Source organism: Streptomyces sp. NPDC040410, assembly GCF_055595715.1.
The window spans coordinates 300816-317796 of record NZ_JBVIVK010000007.1; the positions used below are offsets into that span (position 1 = coordinate 300816).

The window sequence follows — 16981 nt, forward strand, 5'->3', positions numbered from 1 at the left end:
TCTCACCCTTCCATGGCCGCGGTTCTCTTCCTGCCGCACCGCGCCCGGAGTGGCTGCGAGTGCTCCGAGCGGGGGTGCACGGGCCACTCGCTGGACCACCATGCCCCACGGTCGACATTACGAGAAAAACGTACAAACTCGACTATAATCTGAGAAAACGTGCGATGTGCTCCTTGGAGGGCAGGAGGCCGTGATGATGACTGAGAACACCGGCGTAAAACAACTCGGTGCGCCCGGCTCTCGCGGCCGGACGACCATCGCCGATGTTGTGGTGGAGAAGATCGCCGGAATGGCGGCACGGGACGTGCTCGGCGTCCACGCCCTGGGCAGCAGAACCGCGCGCTCGATGGGATCCATGCGGGAGCGGATGCCCGGCGCCGGTAGTGGCAAATCCGCCACGCGCGGGGTCAGTGTCGAGGTCGGCGAGCTGCAGGCGGCCATCGATCTGGAGATCGTCGTCGACTACGGCGTGTCGATCACGGACGTGGCCGGTGCGGTGCGGGAGAACGTGATCTCCGCAGTGGAGCGGATGGCGGGCCGGGAAGTCGTGGAAGTCAACATCATGGTCAGCGATGTGAAGCTGCCCGACGAGGAGGACGAGGGGGAGGAGCGGCAGCGGATCCAGTAGCCGGGGCGCAGCAGCCCGAGTGAGTGAAGGAGCGCGTGATGAGCAGGGCGGTGGTGGGCTTGATGGCCGGAATGGCGCTGGGTTTCGCCGCGTATTTCGGTGACTTCTGGGCTTTTCTGCTGGTGCTGGGGCTGGGCGTCGTCGGTCTCGCGGTCGGGCGGTTCATGGAAGGTGATCTCGAACCGGGCGACTTCGTCCGCCGCCGAGACCGGCAGGAGCGGATCCGCGATGACCGGCGACGGGCACGGGGAGACTGGCAGCAGTGACCGGTGAAGCAGATCGGCGCCCGCGCATACCCCGCGGGGAGCGCGGTGCGACCACCGTCGCCGACCGGGTCGTTGCGAAGATCGCTTCCCAGGTTGCACGTGAGGCGCTGAGCCGGTTCACCGAGTCGGCCCGCCACGTACCACCCGGCCGCCGGACGCCACACGTGACCACATCCGTGCGGCGGGCACCGGAGCGGAGTACCGCAGGACGAGACGCCGCCGAGTCCGCCGCCAGACGGCAGGCGGTGCTCGGCGAGGCACGGCTGCACATCACCGTCGAACTCGGCTACCCGTCCGACATCGGGGCACAGTGCGCCGCGGTGCGCCGGGAGGTCACCGAACGGCTCAGGACATGGGCCGGCATGGACGTCCCCGACCTCGCGGTGTCGGTCGGGAGACTGCACTCGGTGCACTCACGGCACACGGACCAGGAGAGGGTGACATGAGCGCGAACACCCGGCGGCAGCCGACCGGTGACAGCGACCTTCCCTCCGATTCCGGACAGGCAGCTCCGTCCGCCGATGGCACCCCGGGGGAGGGGGCGGGCGCGACGGCGGCGATCGATGCATCAGGCCGGTCGACGCGGCGTTTCTGGTCGGCGCGGCGGGTTCCCGCGGCCTTGGTGGCCCTGCTGTCCGCCGCGGCCGTCGGATTGCTCCTGTACGACGTGGTCTCGGTGCGGGCAGGCCGGTCTGCGATGCGCTGGCGGCGGCGGCTCGCCGAGGAACTGGCCACACGGCCACTGGATGACATCTGGATGATCGTCGGGGCCGCACTGGCGATGGCCCTCGGCCTGTGGCTTTTCCTGCTGGCGGTGACGCCGGGACTGCGCAGGCTGCTGCCCATGCGGCAGCCCACCGGTACCCCCGGGACAGAGGAGGTCCGCGCCGGGCTCGACCGCCGCGCGGCCGCCCTGGTTCTGCGCGACCGGGCCATGCAGGTGCCCGGTGTCCAGTCGGTACGGGTCGCTGTCGGCCGCCGGAAGGTCAAAGCCCGGGCACAGGCACATTTCCGCGATCTCGAGGAGGTCCGCGCGGACCTGGACGCCACGCTGGGGGAAGCCGTGACGTTCTTGGGTCTCGCCCGGCAACCCACGCTGACCGTGCACGTCCGGCGCCCGAAGAAGGGCTGAGGTGATCCTGATGCTCAAGACAGTGAACCGGGTGCTGCTGGGGCTTCTCGGCCTTGGACTGTTCGCCCTGGGCGGCGGCGTGCTGCTGGGCGCACTGGACCTGCAGCGCCACTGGGATTTCGGCATGCCGGACTGGTGGCCCTTCCGTGGGCCGGACGATGTCGTGCTGGGCACCGAGGGACGCACCCGGTGGCGGGAAGAAGGCTGGTGGTGGCCGACCGTCATCGCGGTGCTCGCCGTGCTGCTGGCCCTGCTGCTGTGGTGGCTCCTTGCACAGCGCAGACACCGCCTGGGCCGGGTCCTCGTCGAGAGCGAGGACGGCACGGCGGCCCGACTCGACGGCCGCACGCTGGAGGACGTGATCGAGGAAGAGGCGCAGGCCCTGGACGGGGTCTCGCGGGCACATGTACGGCTGACAGGCCGAGGTACTGCTCCGGCCGCACGCGTGCGGCTGTTGCTGGAGCCTCACGCGGATCCAGCGCGGACTCTGGGCCAACTGAGCAGGGAAGCGCTCGCACACGCACGAGACTCGGCCGGCCTGGACCGCCTCCCGTCGAAGGTCCGACTCCGGGAAGTCCGCCACCGCGCCCAACGCACCGCCTGAGATCCCCCGGGCCGAAGCCCCCGGGCGTGGGTCAGGACCCCAGACCGGTGAGGGGTTCGGAACCGTCGATGAGAGCGCGGGCCACATCTGCCAGGCGCCGGTTGTGGGCGCGGGCGTAACCGCGCAGCGCGGTGAACGCCTGCTCCATGTCCATCCCCTGGCGTTCGGCGAGTTTCCCCTTGGCCTGTTCGATCAGAACCCGGCTGTTCAGCGCCGTCTGCAGTTGTTCGTTGAGCACCGTGCTGCGCTGAGCGGTCCGTTGTTGCAGCAAGCTGATGGTGGCGACGTCGGCCAGGGCCTGGGCGACGGGTGTGGCGGCCGGGTCGAAGGGGCCAGGGGTGGTGCGGAAGAGGTTCAGGGCGCCGACGATCTCGTCCCGCAAACGCATGGGCAGGGCCTGGACCGCCTCGAACCCGCTGCGCTGGGCCGCCGCCGCGAAGCGCGGCCAGCGGGCGGTCACCGTGCCGAGGTCGGGGACGATCACCGGTACGCCGGTGCGGAAGCACTCGAGGCAGGGGCCTTCGTCGTTCTGGAGCTGGAAGAGCTCCAGCAGGCGCACCTGTTCGTCGGAGGCGGCCATGACGCGGAGTTTGCCGTCCCGGTCGGCGAGCAGCACCCCGGCGGCGCTCGCATCGAGCATGCCGACGCAGCGGTCCGTCAGCAAGCGCAGAAAATCGATGAGGTCGAAGTCGGCGACCAGATTGTCGGCCAGCTCGACGAAGGCCTTGGCCAGAAGCTGTTCATCCATCGTGGGCACCCTCGGTTGAGACTGGTCCCTGCCCTGAAGGGGCGGGAAGTACGGCACGTTCCCCGGCCGGCACCGATGCGTCAGGTTTCCTCCTCGGCCTGTTCCGGCTCCGCGTCCGGGGAGAAACGAAGCCGTCGGGCCACCACGTCGGCGGCCACGTCTGCGAGCCGGCGTCCCTGCGCATAGGTGTAGGCGCGGAGCCGGGCGAAGGCTTCTTCGATGCCGACTCCGAGCTGACCCGTGAGCATCCCGCTGGCCTGGTCGATCTCCGCCCGGTATGCGCCCAGGTCCTGGAAGTCGCGGTCCGGCATCGGTCCGCCGGTCGGCGCGCCCGCCTCGTCGATCCTTGTATCGAGCAGGAGCAGCGTCGCGAGATCGGCGAACGCCAGTGCGTCGGCCAGTTCCTCCGTGTCCAGTACGGTCGGAATGGTGGCGTACAGGTCCAGAACTCCCGGGCTGATCGCCCCCTTCTGCAGGGGGAGCGAGAACACCGCGCGGGCTCCGGCTTCCAGGGCCGCATCGGCGAACACGGCCCAGTGATCCTGAAGTTCAGTGGTGAGCAGGTCGGGTGTCAGGACGGCCGAGCCGCGTACGAAGGCGTCCACGCAGGGCCCCTCGCCCAGCGTGAGCTGGAGCTCTTCCAGTTGCTCACTGATGTCGTCGGTGCTGCACAACGGATGGCTCGCCGCGGTCCGGGACATCGCCGACAGCCCGGCCCCGCCGACCGGCAGCGCGGCCACGGCCGCGGTGCATACGTCCACCACACTCATCCGGGCACTTCGTCGGACCGCCTGCTCGGCCACCAGCATCTGAATGCGGGTCGACCGCCCGTCAGGCCCCACCGGGGCCACCGCCTCCAGGCATCGTGACCGGGCCCTCCAGCCTCGCCGTGGTGCGTTCCCCGAGGGGGAGTACCAGCGAGCGGAACGTGGTGGCGCCCGCCGGCCTGCGAACCTCTCCGATGTCCAGCCACCCCCAGGAGCGGAGCGCAGCGAGGGTCGGTTGATCGGCCCGGTTCATCAGGGTGGCGCCGAGCGAGGCCTGATGGCCGGTCAGCAGCCGCTCCTGCACACGACGGGCGGGTGCCCGGTCCTGCGGGTGCGGCCGGACCAGGATGCCGGAGAACGCGAAGACGTCTCCGGACGCTGTGAGTTGCTCGATGCCGCACGGCAGTGCTCCCTCGAAGCCGAGCCACCAGGAGCCGTCGCCGCGTTCCGGGAATCCGAAGGCGCATCCCCTCAGGCTGTCCGTCTCGGCAAGCCGACCCAACCGCACCGGAGCCATGGCCGAGGGCTCACCGTCCCCCGGCTTCCGTGGCTGTCCCCGCCCGGGTTCGGCCGTCATCGCACATCGCCCGAGAGCGCGGGCGCAGGCGGGACGGACCGGTGCGGCGGGGCTGGACGGGGCGCGGCCGGGGCGTCGCCGAGAGGAGGTGCCGGGTGGCCGAACGGAAGGCCGAGGAGCAGGAACCTGCAGCCGGCGAGGTCGAGAATCCGAGCCAGCATCGCCGGCGGGTGGTGCAGGCGCAGGGTTCCACCGGCCACGGTGGTCTGCTGCGCGGCGTGGAGGAATACGTTGAGTCCGCTGCAGTCGCAGAAGGTGACGCGGGTGAGGTCGACGTCGATGGTGCGGACACCGTCCCGCAGGCACCGCTCCAGGGACCCGCGCACCAACGGCGCGGATTCGAGGTCGATCTCACCGGCCAGGGTGATCAGCGCCTGTTCCCTTCGGTCATGGCGGTGGACGGTGAGCTGTGAGAGGGGCATGACGCCTCGGTTCGGAAGACCATCCGGCAGTGGGCACGGTGGGCCGGAGTTCCGGCCCCGTGGGCGCGCTCCCGGCAGGGGCGTGTTTTCGGCGGAGGCAGAGCACCGGCCGGTCCGACAGCCTGCGCAGCAGGACAGTGGACCCACCCGGTTCTCTCCAGGGATGCGCCGGGTGACAGACGAAAAGTCCGCACCAGGCAGCCATCTGTGTTCAGCATCTCGCCGGGGTCTGGGACGTCTACACAGCAGCGTAGTCCTCGCGTCGTGTGACGGACGGTCCTATTCGGCCCAATCCCAGGATATGGACGGTGCAAAATTCGCGTCGGCTCGCGGATGATCGCGGCATCGCTACAGCAGTTGGACAGAAAGCACTCATGACGGCCGTCCGGGTACGGCACCCCGCGCACCGCCCCAGGAGGTGGCTCGCATGACGGAGTCGAACAGTTCGACTCGCGGAATCCGGTCACGTGATCCCTGGGGCTGGCAGGGGCTGGCAGGGGCGCACCGGCGGACCGGGTGGCACCGGCGGACCGGCGGACCGGCGGCACCGGGCGGACCGGCGGACAGCCGGCGGCGAGCGCCCACCGAGGTTCGCCAGGCAGCGGGTCCCGTGGCGGCGGCCTGTCTTCGGTCGTGCGGTTGAACGGCTCACTCCAGGAGCGCGAGGTGGTCGGCGGAGCCCCCTCGCCATTCGATCAGGAAGAGGGTGGCGTCGTCGGTGGTGTGGCCGCCCCGTTGCTGCTTCAGGGCGTGGGAGAGCGAGCGCACCACCGCTCGTACTCCCTTCGCTGTGTGTTCGATGTGGTTGACCGAGTGGATGAGTTGTTCTTCGCCGAACTGTTCTTCGCCGGATTCGTGCTCCTCGATCAGGCCGTCGGTGAAGCACAGCACTCGGTCGCCGCGTTGGAGTATCTGCCCGCTGATCCGGGGCTCTTCACCGCCGAAGCCGACGGGCAAGGTGGTCGGGCCTCCCAGTTGCCGGACGACCTTGTGGTCACGGATCAGCAGCGGTGCGGGGTGGCCCGCGTTGACCCACTGCAGGTGGCCCGTCGCGATGTTCAGACGCATCATCTGGGCCGTGACGAAATGGTCAGGCCCGAACTGATCGGCGATGGCCCGGTCCATGAACGCGTAGATCTCGGACAGGCCGATGTCGGCACGTCTGGCGTGCCGGTAGGCCCCGACGGCGACGGTCGCCATCGTGGCGGCGTCCAGGCCGTGGCCCATCGCATCGACCATGGCCACGTGCAGGATGTCCTCGTTGAGGGCGTAGTCGAAGCTGTCGCCCGCGACGTTGTAGGCGGGCTCCAGGATTCCGGCCACCGCGACCTGCGGGACGGCCATCGCCAGCGGCGGCAGCAGGGACCACTGGATCTCCGCGGCCACGCTCATCGGTTCGCGGCGCCGGGCGAGGAAGAACTGATCGGTGTAGCTGTGCTTGGTGACCAGCATGTCGGCGACCAGGCCGGCGAGCCTGCGAAGCAGCGGCCGGTCGTCGTCATCGACGGTGTCCAGGGTGAGGACCATCACGCCCACCTGGTCGCTGCCGTCCAGCAACGGCAGGTACATGCGGACGCCGTCGGGCCGCGGCACCTCGACAGTGGTCGCGTGCAGAAAGGCCGTGCCGGCGGGAGAGCCACCGATCGGCTCAGGTTCACCGACCATCAGCCGCCGACCCGCCAACGGCACCAGCACCAGCTGGCCATAGTCCTGCAGGAGGATCGAGACGTCGCGGCCACCGACCCTGGCCACCTCTTCCGCGATCAGCGGGGCGATCAGCTGCGGCGGCATCTCGTGTGCCCGGTCCAGCAGCACCCCCAGCAGTCGCTCACCGAACCCTTCCGACCGGTCCAGCATGCCCTCGGCGGGTCGGCGCTCACCTTCCGCCATAACCGCACCCCCGCATCGGCGTCGTCGAAGCTCCGGCCGCCGTGTCCATGCTCACCTCGTGCCGTGAGCCCAGCGCCCGCACCGACTCGCGCGGTCCGTCCTGCGGTCACGGCGGGTGCGCTCGACCCGCAAGCAGACACCGTTCCAGGGCGGAATGCACCTGGGGCCCGGCGGCCGGGCCGATCGCACCGGCCAGGGTGATCAGTGCTCGCGTGCCCCGGTCGTGCCGGTGCATGGTCAGCTGCGGAAGAGTGCATGATGCCTCGGTTCACGGGGCCCGGCCGCTCCTCGCACAGTCGATGCGCCGGTGGCGGAAACCGGCTGGTCACCCGTGGTGAGTGGTACGGCTGCGGCGTCTGCGCGGCGGGAAGCGGCCGCGGCCCCCGTCGCGGTGGTCCCGTCGTTCGCCGGTGGTCGGCGGCTCGGACCGGGCCGGTCCCGATGGGGGCTGTGGTATTCCGCGGCCTCGGCGGCCGGGGAGGGGGGCGCTGTACTGGTGCACGGCGATCCTGTCTGCGTGTTGGATGTTGAGCCGGTGGATCACGTATGCCGCCGCTGGGATGAGAACCATGAAGGCGGCGGCCGTCAGGAAGGCGTTCATGGCGGCCACCTCAGATACCGGTGATCAGGCGGCCGGCCCGACTGGGCGGACCGGTCTGTTCCGGAACGGCCGCGGACACCGCGGAGGCACCGCCTTCGTACTCCCATGACTCGTCCGGGTCCAGTGGCTCGTCGGTCGCGGAGACGCCGTGCCGGGCCCGGTCCGCGGCGATGAACGCGCTCGCTGTCATTGGCGGACCGTCGTAGTCGGACGCGGCAGCCATCAGCCGGGCCGCCGCCTCCGCCCCGGTTTCGGGCGGGATGATCAGCAGGTCCCAGCGGCCGGTTCCGTAGGAGAGGAGCAGCAGCTTGTGCGGGTCGATTTCCGGGGTGAACCAGCCGACCTTGACGATGTGGCCGTCCACGGGAATCTTGCGGGGGATGACCGGCCAGTGCTTCGGGTTGACGGCGATGCGGGTGATGCGGCCCCACAAGGGGTCCAACACGTCGGTCAGTGCCGGCAGTTCGCTCAGCAGATCCCGGGAGCGGGGCCACCAGGCACCGTCCAGGAGTCCGCGGGAGGTGCCGTCGGTCTTCAGGGTGAGACGCGCGGCCGGGGCTGCGACGGGCTCGGGGCGCGGCAGTATCGAGTGCAAGGTCGCCGACATGATGCGGACCCGTCTCCGGGCCGCCTCTGCGGCGGCCCGGGTTTCATCTCTCGCCGAGAACGACCCGGCGTGGAAGCCGGTGTGCGAAATGCCCTCGGTAATGTCCACCCTACTCCGCGCTCCGCCGCGGCGCGGAGTAGTGGCCGTCTGGATGTGGAGCAGTCGCTGGGTGATCGCCCGGTACCGCCTCAGCGCGTGCCGGAGTGCGTCGGAGTGCGCCTCGGGGTCCGGTCCTGCCGGCCGGCGCGCAGGACCCGGCGCCGTTCTGCGAGTGCGCTCACGAGCTGGGCGGTGGCTTCGTCGCCCTGGCCCTGCTCTCGTTCGGCGAGAGGTGGCACAACCTCCATCACGCCGATCCCACCAGCGCCCGCCCCGGCGTCGACCGCGGTCAGCTCGACCCCGCGGCCGCCGTCATCCGCCTCCTCGAACGCCCCGGCTGGGTGTACGACGTGCGTCGGCCGACGGCGGAGCGCGTCGCGGCCCGTCTCGCCTGACACCAACCACTCAATCTCTTACGGCTGTTGGCAGGAGCCGCGACCGACCACCGCGTGCAGTCCGCGCCCCCCTCCCTCCTACCCTTCCTCCGGCTGCGTCTCGCATCCCGCAGCGGCATGCCCCGGCCCATCGACGAAGCGTGGTAGCCCCGTTCATGCGACTTGCTCGCGGAACTCCCCCGGCTGCTCGCCGAAGGGAACGGGTCCGTAGCGGTGGATGAGAGGTGATCGCGGACATCGCGCGCCCCGTCCCCGTCCCCGGGCCTCTGCGCGTGGACAGTTGGCCGGTGGCGTTGCTCACCGGGAACGACGCCGGCATCGGGGCCGGTCTGCGAAGTGCTCCCGGTGAGGCCACGCTACTGCCCGAAGGGGCCGCGGACCGTTCCTGTACCTAGGCTCACTTCCGTCGGCGGTCCTTCTCCGAGGAGCGGCTGGTCTCCAGCCAGGACCGTGCCGGTTCTGCCGGGCGGGTGGTGTCCACGCTGAGCTGGAGGCGGGTACCTCCCTCAGCGCCCGCGGGATAGCTGCGCTGCTCGGTGGCGGCGAAGCAGTGGCGGAGAACCTCCGCGACCCGACGGGCGACCTCGGGCGAGGCGGCGACGATGCGGACCTCGGCGTGCCCGTCCGAGGGTCTTTCCGTGGGCTGCATGGCGACCCCTTGTTGGGCACAGATCAGCGGACCGGAACTCTCACTCTACTCCGGCATGCCCCGTAGCCTCGGGTCTGACCAGCGAGCTTTCCAGCCGCTGTGGGCCGCGGAGTAACGTGAAACGAGGAGGTCACGCCCTTTTCCTCACAGGGAGGCAGGCGAGTGCGATGTCCGACTCCGGCTCCCCGCGTGTGACCAGGCTCCCGCCGGACGCCGTCCCCCAGGCCGTGAAACCCGGGACGGCTGTCGTACGGCTGGAGACGACGCACGACCGCCGGGGCGTTCTCGACGGGGCGTGGTGGCCGCGTTCCCGGGACATCGCCGCGGAGCTCCCCGCCCTGATCGCCGCACTGACCGAGCACCTCGGGCCGGTCACCCGCGTCGGCCTGGACGCCGGTGCCTGGGAAGGACTGCCGACGAGGCTGGTCATCGATGACCGCGTCGTGCACATCGACTCCTTTCCGGTCGGCGATGACACCGTCCTCATCACCCGGGGCGATCAGGACCACTTCTCCCTGCTCGTGGTCCCGCCGCACGCGACGCCGGACGCGGCTCGCGCCGCGATGGCCGAAGCCGTCCGCGCCGACAACGTGATGCAGGCCGAACAGATCCTCATCGACACCGGCACCCACCGAGCAGCGCCGGAGACGTGAGAAAGCGGGGCAGCCGCAGCGGTCCTCGGGCCGGATGCCGGTTCCGGTTCCGGTGAAGCCGTAGCGGACCCAGATGCCGTCGGCAGGGTCGGCGCCGGGGAGCGGGGGCGAAGCCGGCCCGCCCTGCGGTGGCGGTCTGTCTCAGCATGTAGCGCGAGAAGAGGGCCAAGGGAAAACACCGCTCCCGCTCCTCGGCCAGATCAAGTCGCTTGGACAACCCGCTGGCCCTCTCGCCGATCTTGTCCGTGTGCTTGCCCTTCAGGCCGTCGCTGTCGGAGATGGCCTGCAGGGCCGGGCCTGGTCGCGGAGCTTCTTGGCGAGCTCTTCATGTGGCCGACCTCTTCGCGGATTCCCTCCGGGTCACCCGGAACGGGATCCGCTTCGGCAAGCGGTGACCGGTCAGCTGGCCGCGCAATGAGAAATACCCTCCGTCGGGAGTTGCAAGCGGCATCGGTCCCTGCGCGCCCGTGGCGCTATTTCTTCTTGTCGACCGGAAGCTCAGAACCCTTGGACACCCGTCTTCCTCGCAGCGGTCAGCCGTCGTGACCTCCAAGGTCGGGGCAGCCTGAGGGTGTTGATGCCCCGATGCGCGACCCGCAGGGCGGCACTTTGCCTGCTCTTGGTATGTGCCTTATCTATCCATGAAGCGTGCTGGCTAAAGTCGCGAGGTTGGCATGTGCACAGAGCGAAGTGCGGGGGTTGAGTGTCGTGTCGGATCTGAGCAAGGAAGCCGCGTCCATGCACAAGGCGGCTTCCGAGCTGCGCAGGGTGGGGCATCACACGGCGAAACCGTTGCAGGAGTTCAAGGCCGCCTCGCACGACCTGGACGCGCTCGGCGCACTCGGCTCCCTCCTCGGCGCGAAGAGCGACATCGAAGAGGGCATGACCACCCTCGCCGAACTCACCAAGGAGCTGGACGAGGAGTGGGAGGCGGAGGCGAAGCTGATCGGGGAGGTCTCCGACGCGTTCGACCTCCTCGACATCCTGCTGGCGGCCGCGGCCCGTGAGAAGAAGGGCTGAGCCGGGCGTGGTCGACCTCAATCCCCTGCACTATGTCAACAAGTTCAACCACATGTTCGGCGACACCGTCGCCAGCGGCCTGGAGTTCCTCGGCATCACCGACCCGGCCGTCGACCCGGACGGTATCCGGGAGCTCGCCAACAAGTGGCGACATCTGGCCACCGGCCTGGACGACGCAGCCGAGGCGGCCCGGAAAGCCCTGGCGGATGTGGAGTGGGAGGGCAAGGCAGCCAAGGCGTTCAACAAGCGCTCCAAGGCCGCCCGCAAGCAGGCCACGGAGATGGCGGACGCGCTGCGTGAGGGCGCGAAGGCGCTGGACGACTTCGCCGACCAAGCCCACGAGTTGCTCTCCGAGATCGGCGTACTGCTCGCGGAAATAGCCGAGTTCGAGATCGCGGGCCTGGCACTGTCCGTGCTGACCGGCGGGGCCTCCGCGGTCGTCTCCTCCCTCATGGCGGGCTCGCCGCGGTCGACCTGCCCCTCCAGCACATCCGGGACCGCAACGGCAACCGCATCACCGTCGTCTACGCCGAGGGCGACATCCCCTCCGCAGTGCTCCACTCCGGCGGCTACCACATAGCCCTCGACCACCACCCGGCCTGCTCCCGTATCACCGGCCTGCGCCTGCTCGACCCCGACGCCCCGGACAGCCCCGGCACCACACTGCTCACCTTCGGCTACGACGAGGCCGGGAACCTGACCGAGGAGACCAACTCCTCAGGCCTGCCGATGCGGTACACCTACGATGCAGACGGCCGCATCACCTCCTGGACCGACCGCAACAACACCACCTACTGGTACGCCTACGACGAGCAGGGCCGCGTCGTGGCCACCGGCGGCACCGGGGACGCCCTGGCCTCCACCCTCACCTACGAAGACGCCACCCGCACCACCCGTGTGACCGACTCGCTCGGCCACACCCGCGTCTACGAGCACAACGAGGCGCTACGCCTGGTCCGCGAGACCGACCCGCTCGGCAACGTCACATGTCAGGAGTGGGACGATCGACAGCGACTCACTTCTTTCATCGACCAGCTGGGGCAGGCCACACAGTTCCGCTACGACGAGCGCGGTGACGTGATCAAGGTCGTCCGGCCCGATGGTCAGGAAACGGCGGCCACGTACAACGCTCCGGGACTGATCGAGACGGTGACGGACCCGGACGGCTCGGTGTGGCGCCAGACCTACGACGAGCGCGGGAACCGGGTTGCCGTGACCGAGCCGAGCGGAGCGACGACCCGCTTCGCCTACAACCGCTCGGGTCATCTGGCGTCGATCACCGACGCCTTGGGGCGTACCACCTTCATACGAAGCAACTCTGTCGGCCTGCCGCTCGGGATCCAGGATCCGCTGGGCAACGACACGGTGTACCAGCGCGATCACTTCGGCCGCACGGTTGCGATCACTGATCCTCTGGGTGCCACAACTCACCTGGAATGGACGATCGACGGCCAGCCTGCGCTACGCACCATGCCTGACGGCGGTACGGAGAGCTGGGAGTATGACGGCGAGGGCAACTGCACGGTCCACGCCGGCCCGACAGGAGCGGTCACCCGCTTCGAGTACGGTCACTTCGATCTACTAGCCGCCCGTGTCGAACCCGACGGCAGGCGCTACGAGTACGCCCACGACACCGAGCTGCGCCTCACCCGGGTCGTGAATCCTGCGGGGCGTACCTGGCACTACGACTTCGACCCCGCCGGCCGCCTGACCTCCGAGACGGACTTCGACGGCCGCATGCTCCGCTACACCCACGACGCCGTCGGCCGTCTTGCCAGCCGGACCAACGCCCTCGGCCAGACGATCCGCTTCGACCACGACGCGCTTGGCCAGGTTGTCCGCCAGGACGTGCAAGGCCGGGTCACCACTTACGAATACGATTCCAACGGTCGCCTCGCACACGCCACCAGCCCGGACGTGACGTTGATCCGCCAGTTCGACCGCAGCGGCAACCTGACCGCCGAGACCGTCAACGGACGCACCACGACGTACACGTATGACGAGCTCGGACGACGCACAGGCCGTATCACCCCCTCCGGCGCCGTGAGTGACTTCAGCCACGACGACGCCGACAACCTCGTCGAGCTCGTCACCGCAGGGCGCACGATCAGCCTTGAGTACGACGGCGGTGGCCGGGAACTCATCCGGCGCATCGGCAAGTCCGTCACCATGACCAGCGACTACGACGCGGTGGGCCGTCTCACACACCAGGCTTTGATGAGCCTCGGTGGCCGGGTCATCCAGAAGCGCAGCTACTCCTACCGCCCGGACGGATACCTCAAGCGCCTGGACGACCACCTGAACGGCAGGCGTTGGATCACCTTGGACGCCATGGGACGTGTCACGGACGTCCGGGCGGAGGACTGGACCGAACGCTACACATACGACGAGACCGGGAACCAGACCACAGCGGAATGGCCGGTCAGCCACCCCGGCCACGAGGCTACCGGGCCACGTGAGTACGACGGCAACCGGATCACACGGGCCGGGCGCGTTCGCTACGAGCACGACGCCCAGGGCCGGATCACGCTGCGCCAGAAGACCAGGCTCTGCCGGAAGCCGGACACCTGGCGCTACACCTGGGACCCCGAAGACCGTCTCGCCGTAGTCGTCACACCGGACGGCACCCCCTGGCGCTACCTCTACGATCCCCTGGGGCGCCGCATCGCCAAGCAGAGGCTGGGTGAGGACGGCACCACAGTTGTGGAGCAGGTCGACTTCACCTGGGATTCCAGCACCCTGTGCGAGCAGACCACCAGCGTCGTGGGTTCGTCGCGCCTCGTCACGCTCACCTGGGATCACGACGGCTTGCACCTGCTTGCCCAGAGCGAACGCGTCGCCCTGGCCGATGCTCCTCAGGAAGAGATCGACTCACGCTTCTTCGCGATCGTCACCGACCTCGTAGGTTCCCCCACGGAACTCCTCGCCGAAGACGGGACCATCGCCTGGCGGACGCGCTCGACGCTCTGGGGCAAGACCGCGTGGGCGGCGGACAGCACGGCCTACACACCTCTGAGGTTTCCGGGACAGTATTACGACCCCGAAACCGACCTTCACTACAACTACTTCCGCTACTACGATCCCGAGAGCGCCCGCTACCTCACTCCCGACCCTCTCGGGCTGCTTCCTGCTCCGAACCCCAACACGTATGTCCACAACCCCCAGACGTGGACCGATCCTCTGGGGCTTGCGCCCAAGTGCCGCGAACTGGGCTTGCGAGAGGACGCGCAGAGGGCGATTACGAAGCTTGAGAACATCAAGAAGGATCCTGTCGGAGAGATAAACTCCCAGCCGAACCACAACCACTACAGTGCAGCTCGCAGGGAAGCGAATGGCGAAGTTGTTGCCCGGAAATCCGACGGAACGCCCTTCGATCACGTCTCGGACCTGACGCAGGCACGCAACGGTTTGAACAAAATCCGGCTGGCCCTGGAAGCGGAGCTGAAGAACCCCCCGGACTCCATCACCGGACGAGGCATGGAGGTCCTGAAGAAGAAGCGTAAGGAGACCATTGAGGAGCTTGACCGCCTAAATGGCTTCCTGCACTCCATTGGCCATCGGTAAGCACGAAAGGACCTGACGATGTCCCATCCCGTTGACCGCTGTAAGTCGCTTGAACAGTTGGAAGGCCAGCGTTGGCCCGACCCTCCGGAAGACGCAACCTCGTTGGTCAGGGCCGTCCACTACCTGCGACGACGCCCGGTCGGAACGCTGGAGCCCCATGAATTGGCACGGCTGATCACCCAGAAGGTCGGCCTGCCCTGGCTCCTCCCCTTGGCAGTGGAGATCCTGAGGGATACCGCACCCAACCAGGCAAAGGGTGGCTTTTATGACGACGACCTGTTGTACGCGGTGGTCATCGTCAGCCCGGACGTGTGGGCGGACGTCCCCGAACTCGCCCGTGAAATGAAAACCACCGTGATGATGCTGAGAGATCTGTCGAGTTATGTGAAACCTGACGTTGATCAGTTCCTCGCCTCCCTTCCCAAGGATATTTGATACCTTGACTCGCCTTGCTCCCGAGGTCACCAAGTGGCGGCCCGATGCAGTGACTTCCGCAGGGCATGGCAAGGCTGACCACTTCCTCGCCCGCACTCTTTCACGAGGGTCTGCATGCCGGGAGAAGAGCGACCGTGAGGATGAACGCCTGAATGTCGGACCTTTTCGGAGGAGTCGAACCTCACGCCCGGGAAGAGGACGTACCCGACCGGTTCCGCCACCTCTGCGGACGTAGGGCCTCCTACCGCCCCGGCGCAGTCGATCCCGTACACCTGACGCTCGATGCGAACCGTGACCTACAGCTAGCGGATCACGTCGGCCGGGCCGAGCCGGGACGGGTCGAGCTGCTGCAGCTGGGCGACGAGCTTGGCCTGGGCGACGGAGGCGAGGCAGGCGTGTCGGCGGGCGACATCGCGGGCAGCCTGCCGGCGCTCGCCGCGCCACCGCCGGTCCTGTTCCCGGTCCCATGCCTTGGCCCGAAGCACCCCTGGGTCCTGGACCAGCGTTCGACGGGGGCGTGAACGCCTGCGGGGACGCGAGCGGGGACAGAGATCAAGACGTCGCCTTGCGTCACCCTCCCCGCCGACGTCCCCGCACGCATGAAACAGCCCCTCGGAGATCATCCCGATGGGGCTGTTCGATGCTCCGACGCAGGTCGGATACGGTGCCCCCGGCAGGATTCGAACCTGCGACAGCCGCTTTGACGGTTTTCCCTGGGCGGGGCTGTGACCTGCGGAAATGCCGGCCGCACGGCGTCTGACCTCAAGATCCACCCCTCCGTGGCTCTCGCGTGTTCGCGGGGTTTCCCGTTCTGATGTGTGCTGAATCCTTTCTGGCTGGAGGCTGCTCGACAGCAGGCTTTCCGGGATCTGTTGGCGCGCGGCAAGGCGAGCCGGTGCCTCGCCCGGGTCAGGCCGTCGCCAGTTCCTCCGCCGGTAGCCGGCCTGCGCATACCGCGTCGACCAGGGCTTGGTGGTCGCGCTCGTTATGGTCGGCGTATGCCTCCGCGAAGGTGGCGAGTGCCCGGTCGAGCGAGTCGCCGCCGCCCAGGTACGCGGCGATCGCGATGCGGTCGCCGGACCGCGCGTGCGCGCGAGACAGGGGGTCCCCGCTTCGCCGAACGCCCGCATGTCCTTCGGCTGCATCCTCTCCGGCATGGCGATGCCCTTCCCGTCGCGCAACTGGCGGACGTAGAAGTCGCGCTGCTTGCCCGTCGATCCCGTCCACCCGTGCCCGGCCGAGGAGGATATCGCTCGCGGCCTGCATCAGCCGCTGGCGCCTGCTCTCAGCCCTGAGACCCGATCTCGGTATCGGCGATGGCGATGGCGAGTGCCGTGTGCCCTCCCGGTGAGATTCGACCCCGAGAGACAAGAGGCGGGAGGAACCGAGTTCCGCGAACGGGAGCGCGTGGTTCGTCGCGCTGGAGAGAGGCTCCATGCGCCCGGCCATGAGGATGTCCGATCCCGCGCATGGCCTCAGAATGGGCGTTATCGTCTCTTCTATTCCAAATGGGAGAAGCCCATGAAGGACCTCAAGTTTGAGCAGAAGCGCTCTCTGTCGCGCTTTGAGGCGGCTGACCAGCTCACGGCACTCGCAGCCGCACTGAGGGAAGGTGGGGATGCCGAACTGGAACTCAGCCCCGGAACGCTCAGCCTGCGGATCCCCGACGACCTTCGCAGCGAGATAGAGGTCGAGATCGGCAGTGGGGAGATCGAGCTGGAGATCGAGTTCAAGTGGCCGACCGCACCGACCGGGACATCGCCATCGAGGACGGTCGCAGCCACGGAGAAGGCCAAAGGGGGGAAGAACGTGTCGGCCGAGCCCGGTCGGAGCAGCACAGGCACCAGCAGGAGCAAGAGCGTGAAGCGGCCCGCTTCGAAAGCGCCCTGAGGTGTCCGCCGGCCGGCCGACGGCGTTCGCAGAT

Annotated in this window: 19 protein-coding genes and 2 pseudogenes; 12 read left to right on the plus strand and 9 right to left on the minus strand. The window is 68.6% G+C overall.

The window, feature by feature from the left end; all coding sequences use genetic code 11:
* Positions 1 to 196 precede the first annotated feature (196 nt).
* Genes ACZ562_RS17750 through amaP form a run of 5 tightly spaced genes read left to right on the plus strand, consistent with a single transcriptional unit; the run spans position 197 to position 2630 of the window.
* A complete protein-coding gene (locus tag ACZ562_RS17750; protein WP_471179641.1) occupies positions 197 to 628 on the plus strand; it encodes an Asp23/Gls24 family envelope stress response protein in 432 nt (143 codons plus the stop codon).
* 38 nt (positions 629 to 666) lie between these two features.
* Complete coding sequence (locus ACZ562_RS17755) at positions 667 to 894, plus strand: hypothetical protein (RefSeq protein WP_471179540.1); 228 nt, start codon at positions 667 to 669, stop codon at positions 892 to 894.
* Entirely contained in the window at positions 891 to 1340 is a 450-nt protein-coding gene (locus ACZ562_RS17760) for an Asp23/Gls24 family envelope stress response protein (protein WP_471179542.1), read from the plus strand. Before ACZ562_RS17755 ends, ACZ562_RS17760 begins: the two co-directional genes overlap by 4 nt.
* Positions 1337 to 2026 carry a DUF6286 domain-containing protein gene (locus ACZ562_RS17765; protein WP_471179545.1) on the plus strand — a complete coding sequence of 230 codons (690 nt, stop codon included), beginning with the start codon at positions 1337 to 1339 and terminating at the stop codon, positions 2024 to 2026. The genes ACZ562_RS17760 and ACZ562_RS17765 overlap by 4 nt, the downstream gene beginning before the upstream one ends.
* Before the next feature lie 10 nt (positions 2027 to 2036).
* The gene (gene amaP / locus ACZ562_RS17770) at positions 2037 to 2630 is read left to right on the plus strand and encodes an alkaline shock response membrane anchor protein AmaP (protein WP_471179548.1); all 594 of its coding nucleotides are present in this window, start codon (positions 2037 to 2039) and stop codon (positions 2628 to 2630) included.
* A gap of 31 nt (positions 2631 to 2661) precedes the next feature.
* Here the strand turns inward: amaP and ACZ562_RS17775 are convergent, their stop codons facing one another.
* From ACZ562_RS17775 to ACZ562_RS17800, 6 genes are all read right to left on the minus strand, one after another.
* Complete coding sequence (locus tag ACZ562_RS17775) at positions 2662 to 3378, minus strand: ANTAR domain-containing protein (protein WP_471179549.1); 717 nt, start codon at positions 3376 to 3378, stop codon at positions 2662 to 2664.
* Positions 3379 to 3458: 80 nt separating this feature from the next.
* The gene (locus ACZ562_RS17780; RefSeq protein ID WP_471179552.1) at positions 3459 to 4148 is read right to left on the minus strand and encodes an ANTAR domain-containing protein; all 690 of its coding nucleotides are present in this window, start codon (positions 4146 to 4148) and stop codon (positions 3459 to 3461) included.
* A 61-nt stretch (positions 4149 to 4209) separates the two neighbouring features.
* Positions 4210 to 4662, minus strand: coding sequence for a hypothetical protein (locus ACZ562_RS17785; RefSeq protein WP_471179554.1), 453 nt, complete (start codon positions 4660 to 4662; stop codon positions 4210 to 4212).
* A 56-nt stretch (positions 4663 to 4718) separates the two neighbouring features.
* On the minus strand, positions 4719 to 5144 hold the full coding sequence (locus tag ACZ562_RS17790) for an STAS domain-containing protein (RefSeq protein WP_471179556.1): 426 nt from the start codon (positions 5142 to 5144) through the stop codon (positions 4719 to 4721).
* Between the two features lie 648 nt (positions 5145 to 5792).
* Positions 5793 to 7034: a PP2C family protein-serine/threonine phosphatase gene (locus tag ACZ562_RS17795; RefSeq protein ID WP_471179559.1), complete on the minus strand. Its 1242-nt coding sequence runs from the start codon at positions 7032 to 7034 to the stop codon at positions 5793 to 5795.
* Between the two features lie 611 nt (positions 7035 to 7645).
* Complete coding sequence (locus ACZ562_RS17800) at positions 7646 to 8350, minus strand: DUF5994 family protein (protein ID WP_471179562.1); 705 nt, start codon at positions 8348 to 8350, stop codon at positions 7646 to 7648.
* 194 nt (positions 8351 to 8544) lie between these two features.
* On the opposite strand from ACZ562_RS17800, the pseudogene ACZ562_RS17805 reads away from it, so the two are divergent.
* A pseudogene (locus ACZ562_RS17805) lies at positions 8545 to 8736 on the plus strand (acyl-CoA desaturase); the annotation flags it as partial.
* 397 nt (positions 8737 to 9133) lie between these two features.
* Here ACZ562_RS17805 and ACZ562_RS17810 read toward each other — a convergent pair.
* Complete coding sequence (locus tag ACZ562_RS17810; RefSeq protein WP_471179564.1) at positions 9134 to 9385, minus strand: hypothetical protein; 252 nt, start codon at positions 9383 to 9385, stop codon at positions 9134 to 9136.
* Positions 9386 to 9552: 167 nt separating this feature from the next.
* Between ACZ562_RS17810 and ACZ562_RS17815 the strand changes: the two genes are divergently transcribed.
* The 5 genes and pseudogenes from ACZ562_RS17815 to ACZ562_RS17835 all read left to right on the plus strand — a co-directional run bounded on the left by ACZ562_RS17815 (position 9553) and on the right by ACZ562_RS17835 (position 15057).
* Positions 9553 to 10038 carry a DUF5994 family protein gene (locus ACZ562_RS17815; RefSeq protein ID WP_471179566.1) on the plus strand — a complete coding sequence of 162 codons (486 nt, stop codon included), beginning with the start codon at positions 9553 to 9555 and terminating at the stop codon, positions 10036 to 10038.
* Positions 10039 to 10746: 708 nt separating this feature from the next.
* Positions 10747 to 11058 carry a hypothetical protein gene (locus tag ACZ562_RS17820; RefSeq protein WP_471179569.1) on the plus strand — a complete coding sequence of 104 codons (312 nt, stop codon included), beginning with the start codon at positions 10747 to 10749 and terminating at the stop codon, positions 11056 to 11058.
* Positions 11059 to 11110: 52 nt separating this feature from the next.
* On the plus strand, positions 11111 to 11638 hold the full coding sequence (locus ACZ562_RS17825; protein WP_471179643.1) for a WXG100 family type VII secretion target: 528 nt from the start codon (positions 11111 to 11113) through the stop codon (positions 11636 to 11638).
* Positions 11539 to 14622 (plus strand): annotated as a pseudogene (locus tag ACZ562_RS17830) (polymorphic toxin type 28 domain-containing protein); the annotation flags it as partial. The gene ACZ562_RS17825 and the pseudogene ACZ562_RS17830, both read left to right, overlap by 100 nt.
* An 18-nt stretch (positions 14623 to 14640) precedes the next feature.
* Positions 14641 to 15057 (plus strand): contact-dependent growth inhibition system immunity protein, encoded by a 417-nt coding sequence (locus tag ACZ562_RS17835; RefSeq protein ID WP_471179572.1) that lies wholly within the window; start codon positions 14641 to 14643, stop codon positions 15055 to 15057.
* Positions 15058 to 15359: 302 nt separating this feature from the next.
* Here the strand turns inward: ACZ562_RS17835 and ACZ562_RS17840 are convergent, their stop codons facing one another.
* Together ACZ562_RS17840 and ACZ562_RS17845 are read right to left on the minus strand one after the other, a co-directional pair.
* Positions 15360 to 15542, minus strand: a complete 183-nt coding sequence (locus ACZ562_RS17840; RefSeq protein ID WP_471179574.1) for a hypothetical protein — start codon at positions 15540 to 15542, stop codon at positions 15360 to 15362.
* A gap of 424 nt (positions 15543 to 15966) precedes the next feature.
* On the minus strand, positions 15967 to 16506 hold the full coding sequence (locus ACZ562_RS17845) for a DUF2252 family protein (protein ID WP_471179577.1): 540 nt from the start codon (positions 16504 to 16506) through the stop codon (positions 15967 to 15969).
* A gap of 72 nt (positions 16507 to 16578) precedes the next feature.
* Between ACZ562_RS17845 and ACZ562_RS17850 the strand changes: the two genes are divergently transcribed.
* The gene (locus ACZ562_RS17850) at positions 16579 to 16947 is read left to right on the plus strand and encodes an amphi-Trp domain-containing protein (RefSeq protein WP_471179579.1); all 369 of its coding nucleotides are present in this window, start codon (positions 16579 to 16581) and stop codon (positions 16945 to 16947) included.
* The last annotated feature ends 34 nt before the right edge of the window (positions 16948 to 16981 follow it).

Coding starts and splice junctions, on each gene's coding strand:
- ACZ562_RS17750 (WP_471179641.1), top strand. CDS start 197: ATGACTGAGAACACCGGCGTAAAACAACTCGGTGCGCCCGGCTCTCGC.
- ACZ562_RS17755 (WP_471179540.1), top strand. CDS start 667: ATGAGCAGGGCGGTGGTGGGCTTGATGGCCGGAATGGCGCTGGGTTTC.
- ACZ562_RS17765 (WP_471179545.1), top strand. CDS start 1,337: ATGAGCGCGAACACCCGGCGGCAGCCGACCGGTGACAGCGACCTTCCC.
- amaP (WP_471179548.1), top strand. CDS start 2,037: ATGCTCAAGACAGTGAACCGGGTGCTGCTGGGGCTTCTCGGCCTTGGA.
- ACZ562_RS17775 (WP_471179549.1), bottom strand. CDS start 3,378: ATGGATGAACAGCTTCTGGCCAAGGCCTTCGTCGAGCTGGCCGACAAT.
- ACZ562_RS17780 (WP_471179552.1), bottom strand. CDS start 4,148: ATGAGTGTGGTGGACGTATGCACCGCGGCCGTGGCCGCGCTGCCGGTC.
- ACZ562_RS17785 (WP_471179554.1), bottom strand. CDS start 4,662: ATGGCTCCGGTGCGGTTGGGTCGGCTTGCCGAGACGGACAGCCTGAGG.
- ACZ562_RS17790 (WP_471179556.1), bottom strand. CDS start 5,144: ATGCCCCTCTCACAGCTCACCGTCCACCGCCATGACCGAAGGGAACAG.
- ACZ562_RS17795 (WP_471179559.1), bottom strand. CDS start 7,034: ATGGCGGAAGGTGAGCGCCGACCCGCCGAGGGCATGCTGGACCGGTCG.
- ACZ562_RS17810 (WP_471179564.1), bottom strand. CDS start 9,385: ATGCAGCCCACGGAAAGACCCTCGGACGGGCACGCCGAGGTCCGCATC.
- ACZ562_RS17815 (WP_471179566.1), top strand. CDS start 9,553: ATGTCCGACTCCGGCTCCCCGCGTGTGACCAGGCTCCCGCCGGACGCC.
- ACZ562_RS17825 (WP_471179643.1), top strand. CDS start 11,111: ATGTTCGGCGACACCGTCGCCAGCGGCCTGGAGTTCCTCGGCATCACC.
- ACZ562_RS17835 (WP_471179572.1), top strand. CDS start 14,641: ATGTCCCATCCCGTTGACCGCTGTAAGTCGCTTGAACAGTTGGAAGGC.
- ACZ562_RS17845 (WP_471179577.1), bottom strand. CDS start 16,506: ATGGCCGGGCGCATGGAGCCTCTCTCCAGCGCGACGAACCACGCGCTC.
- ACZ562_RS17850 (WP_471179579.1), top strand. CDS start 16,579: ATGAAGGACCTCAAGTTTGAGCAGAAGCGCTCTCTGTCGCGCTTTGAG.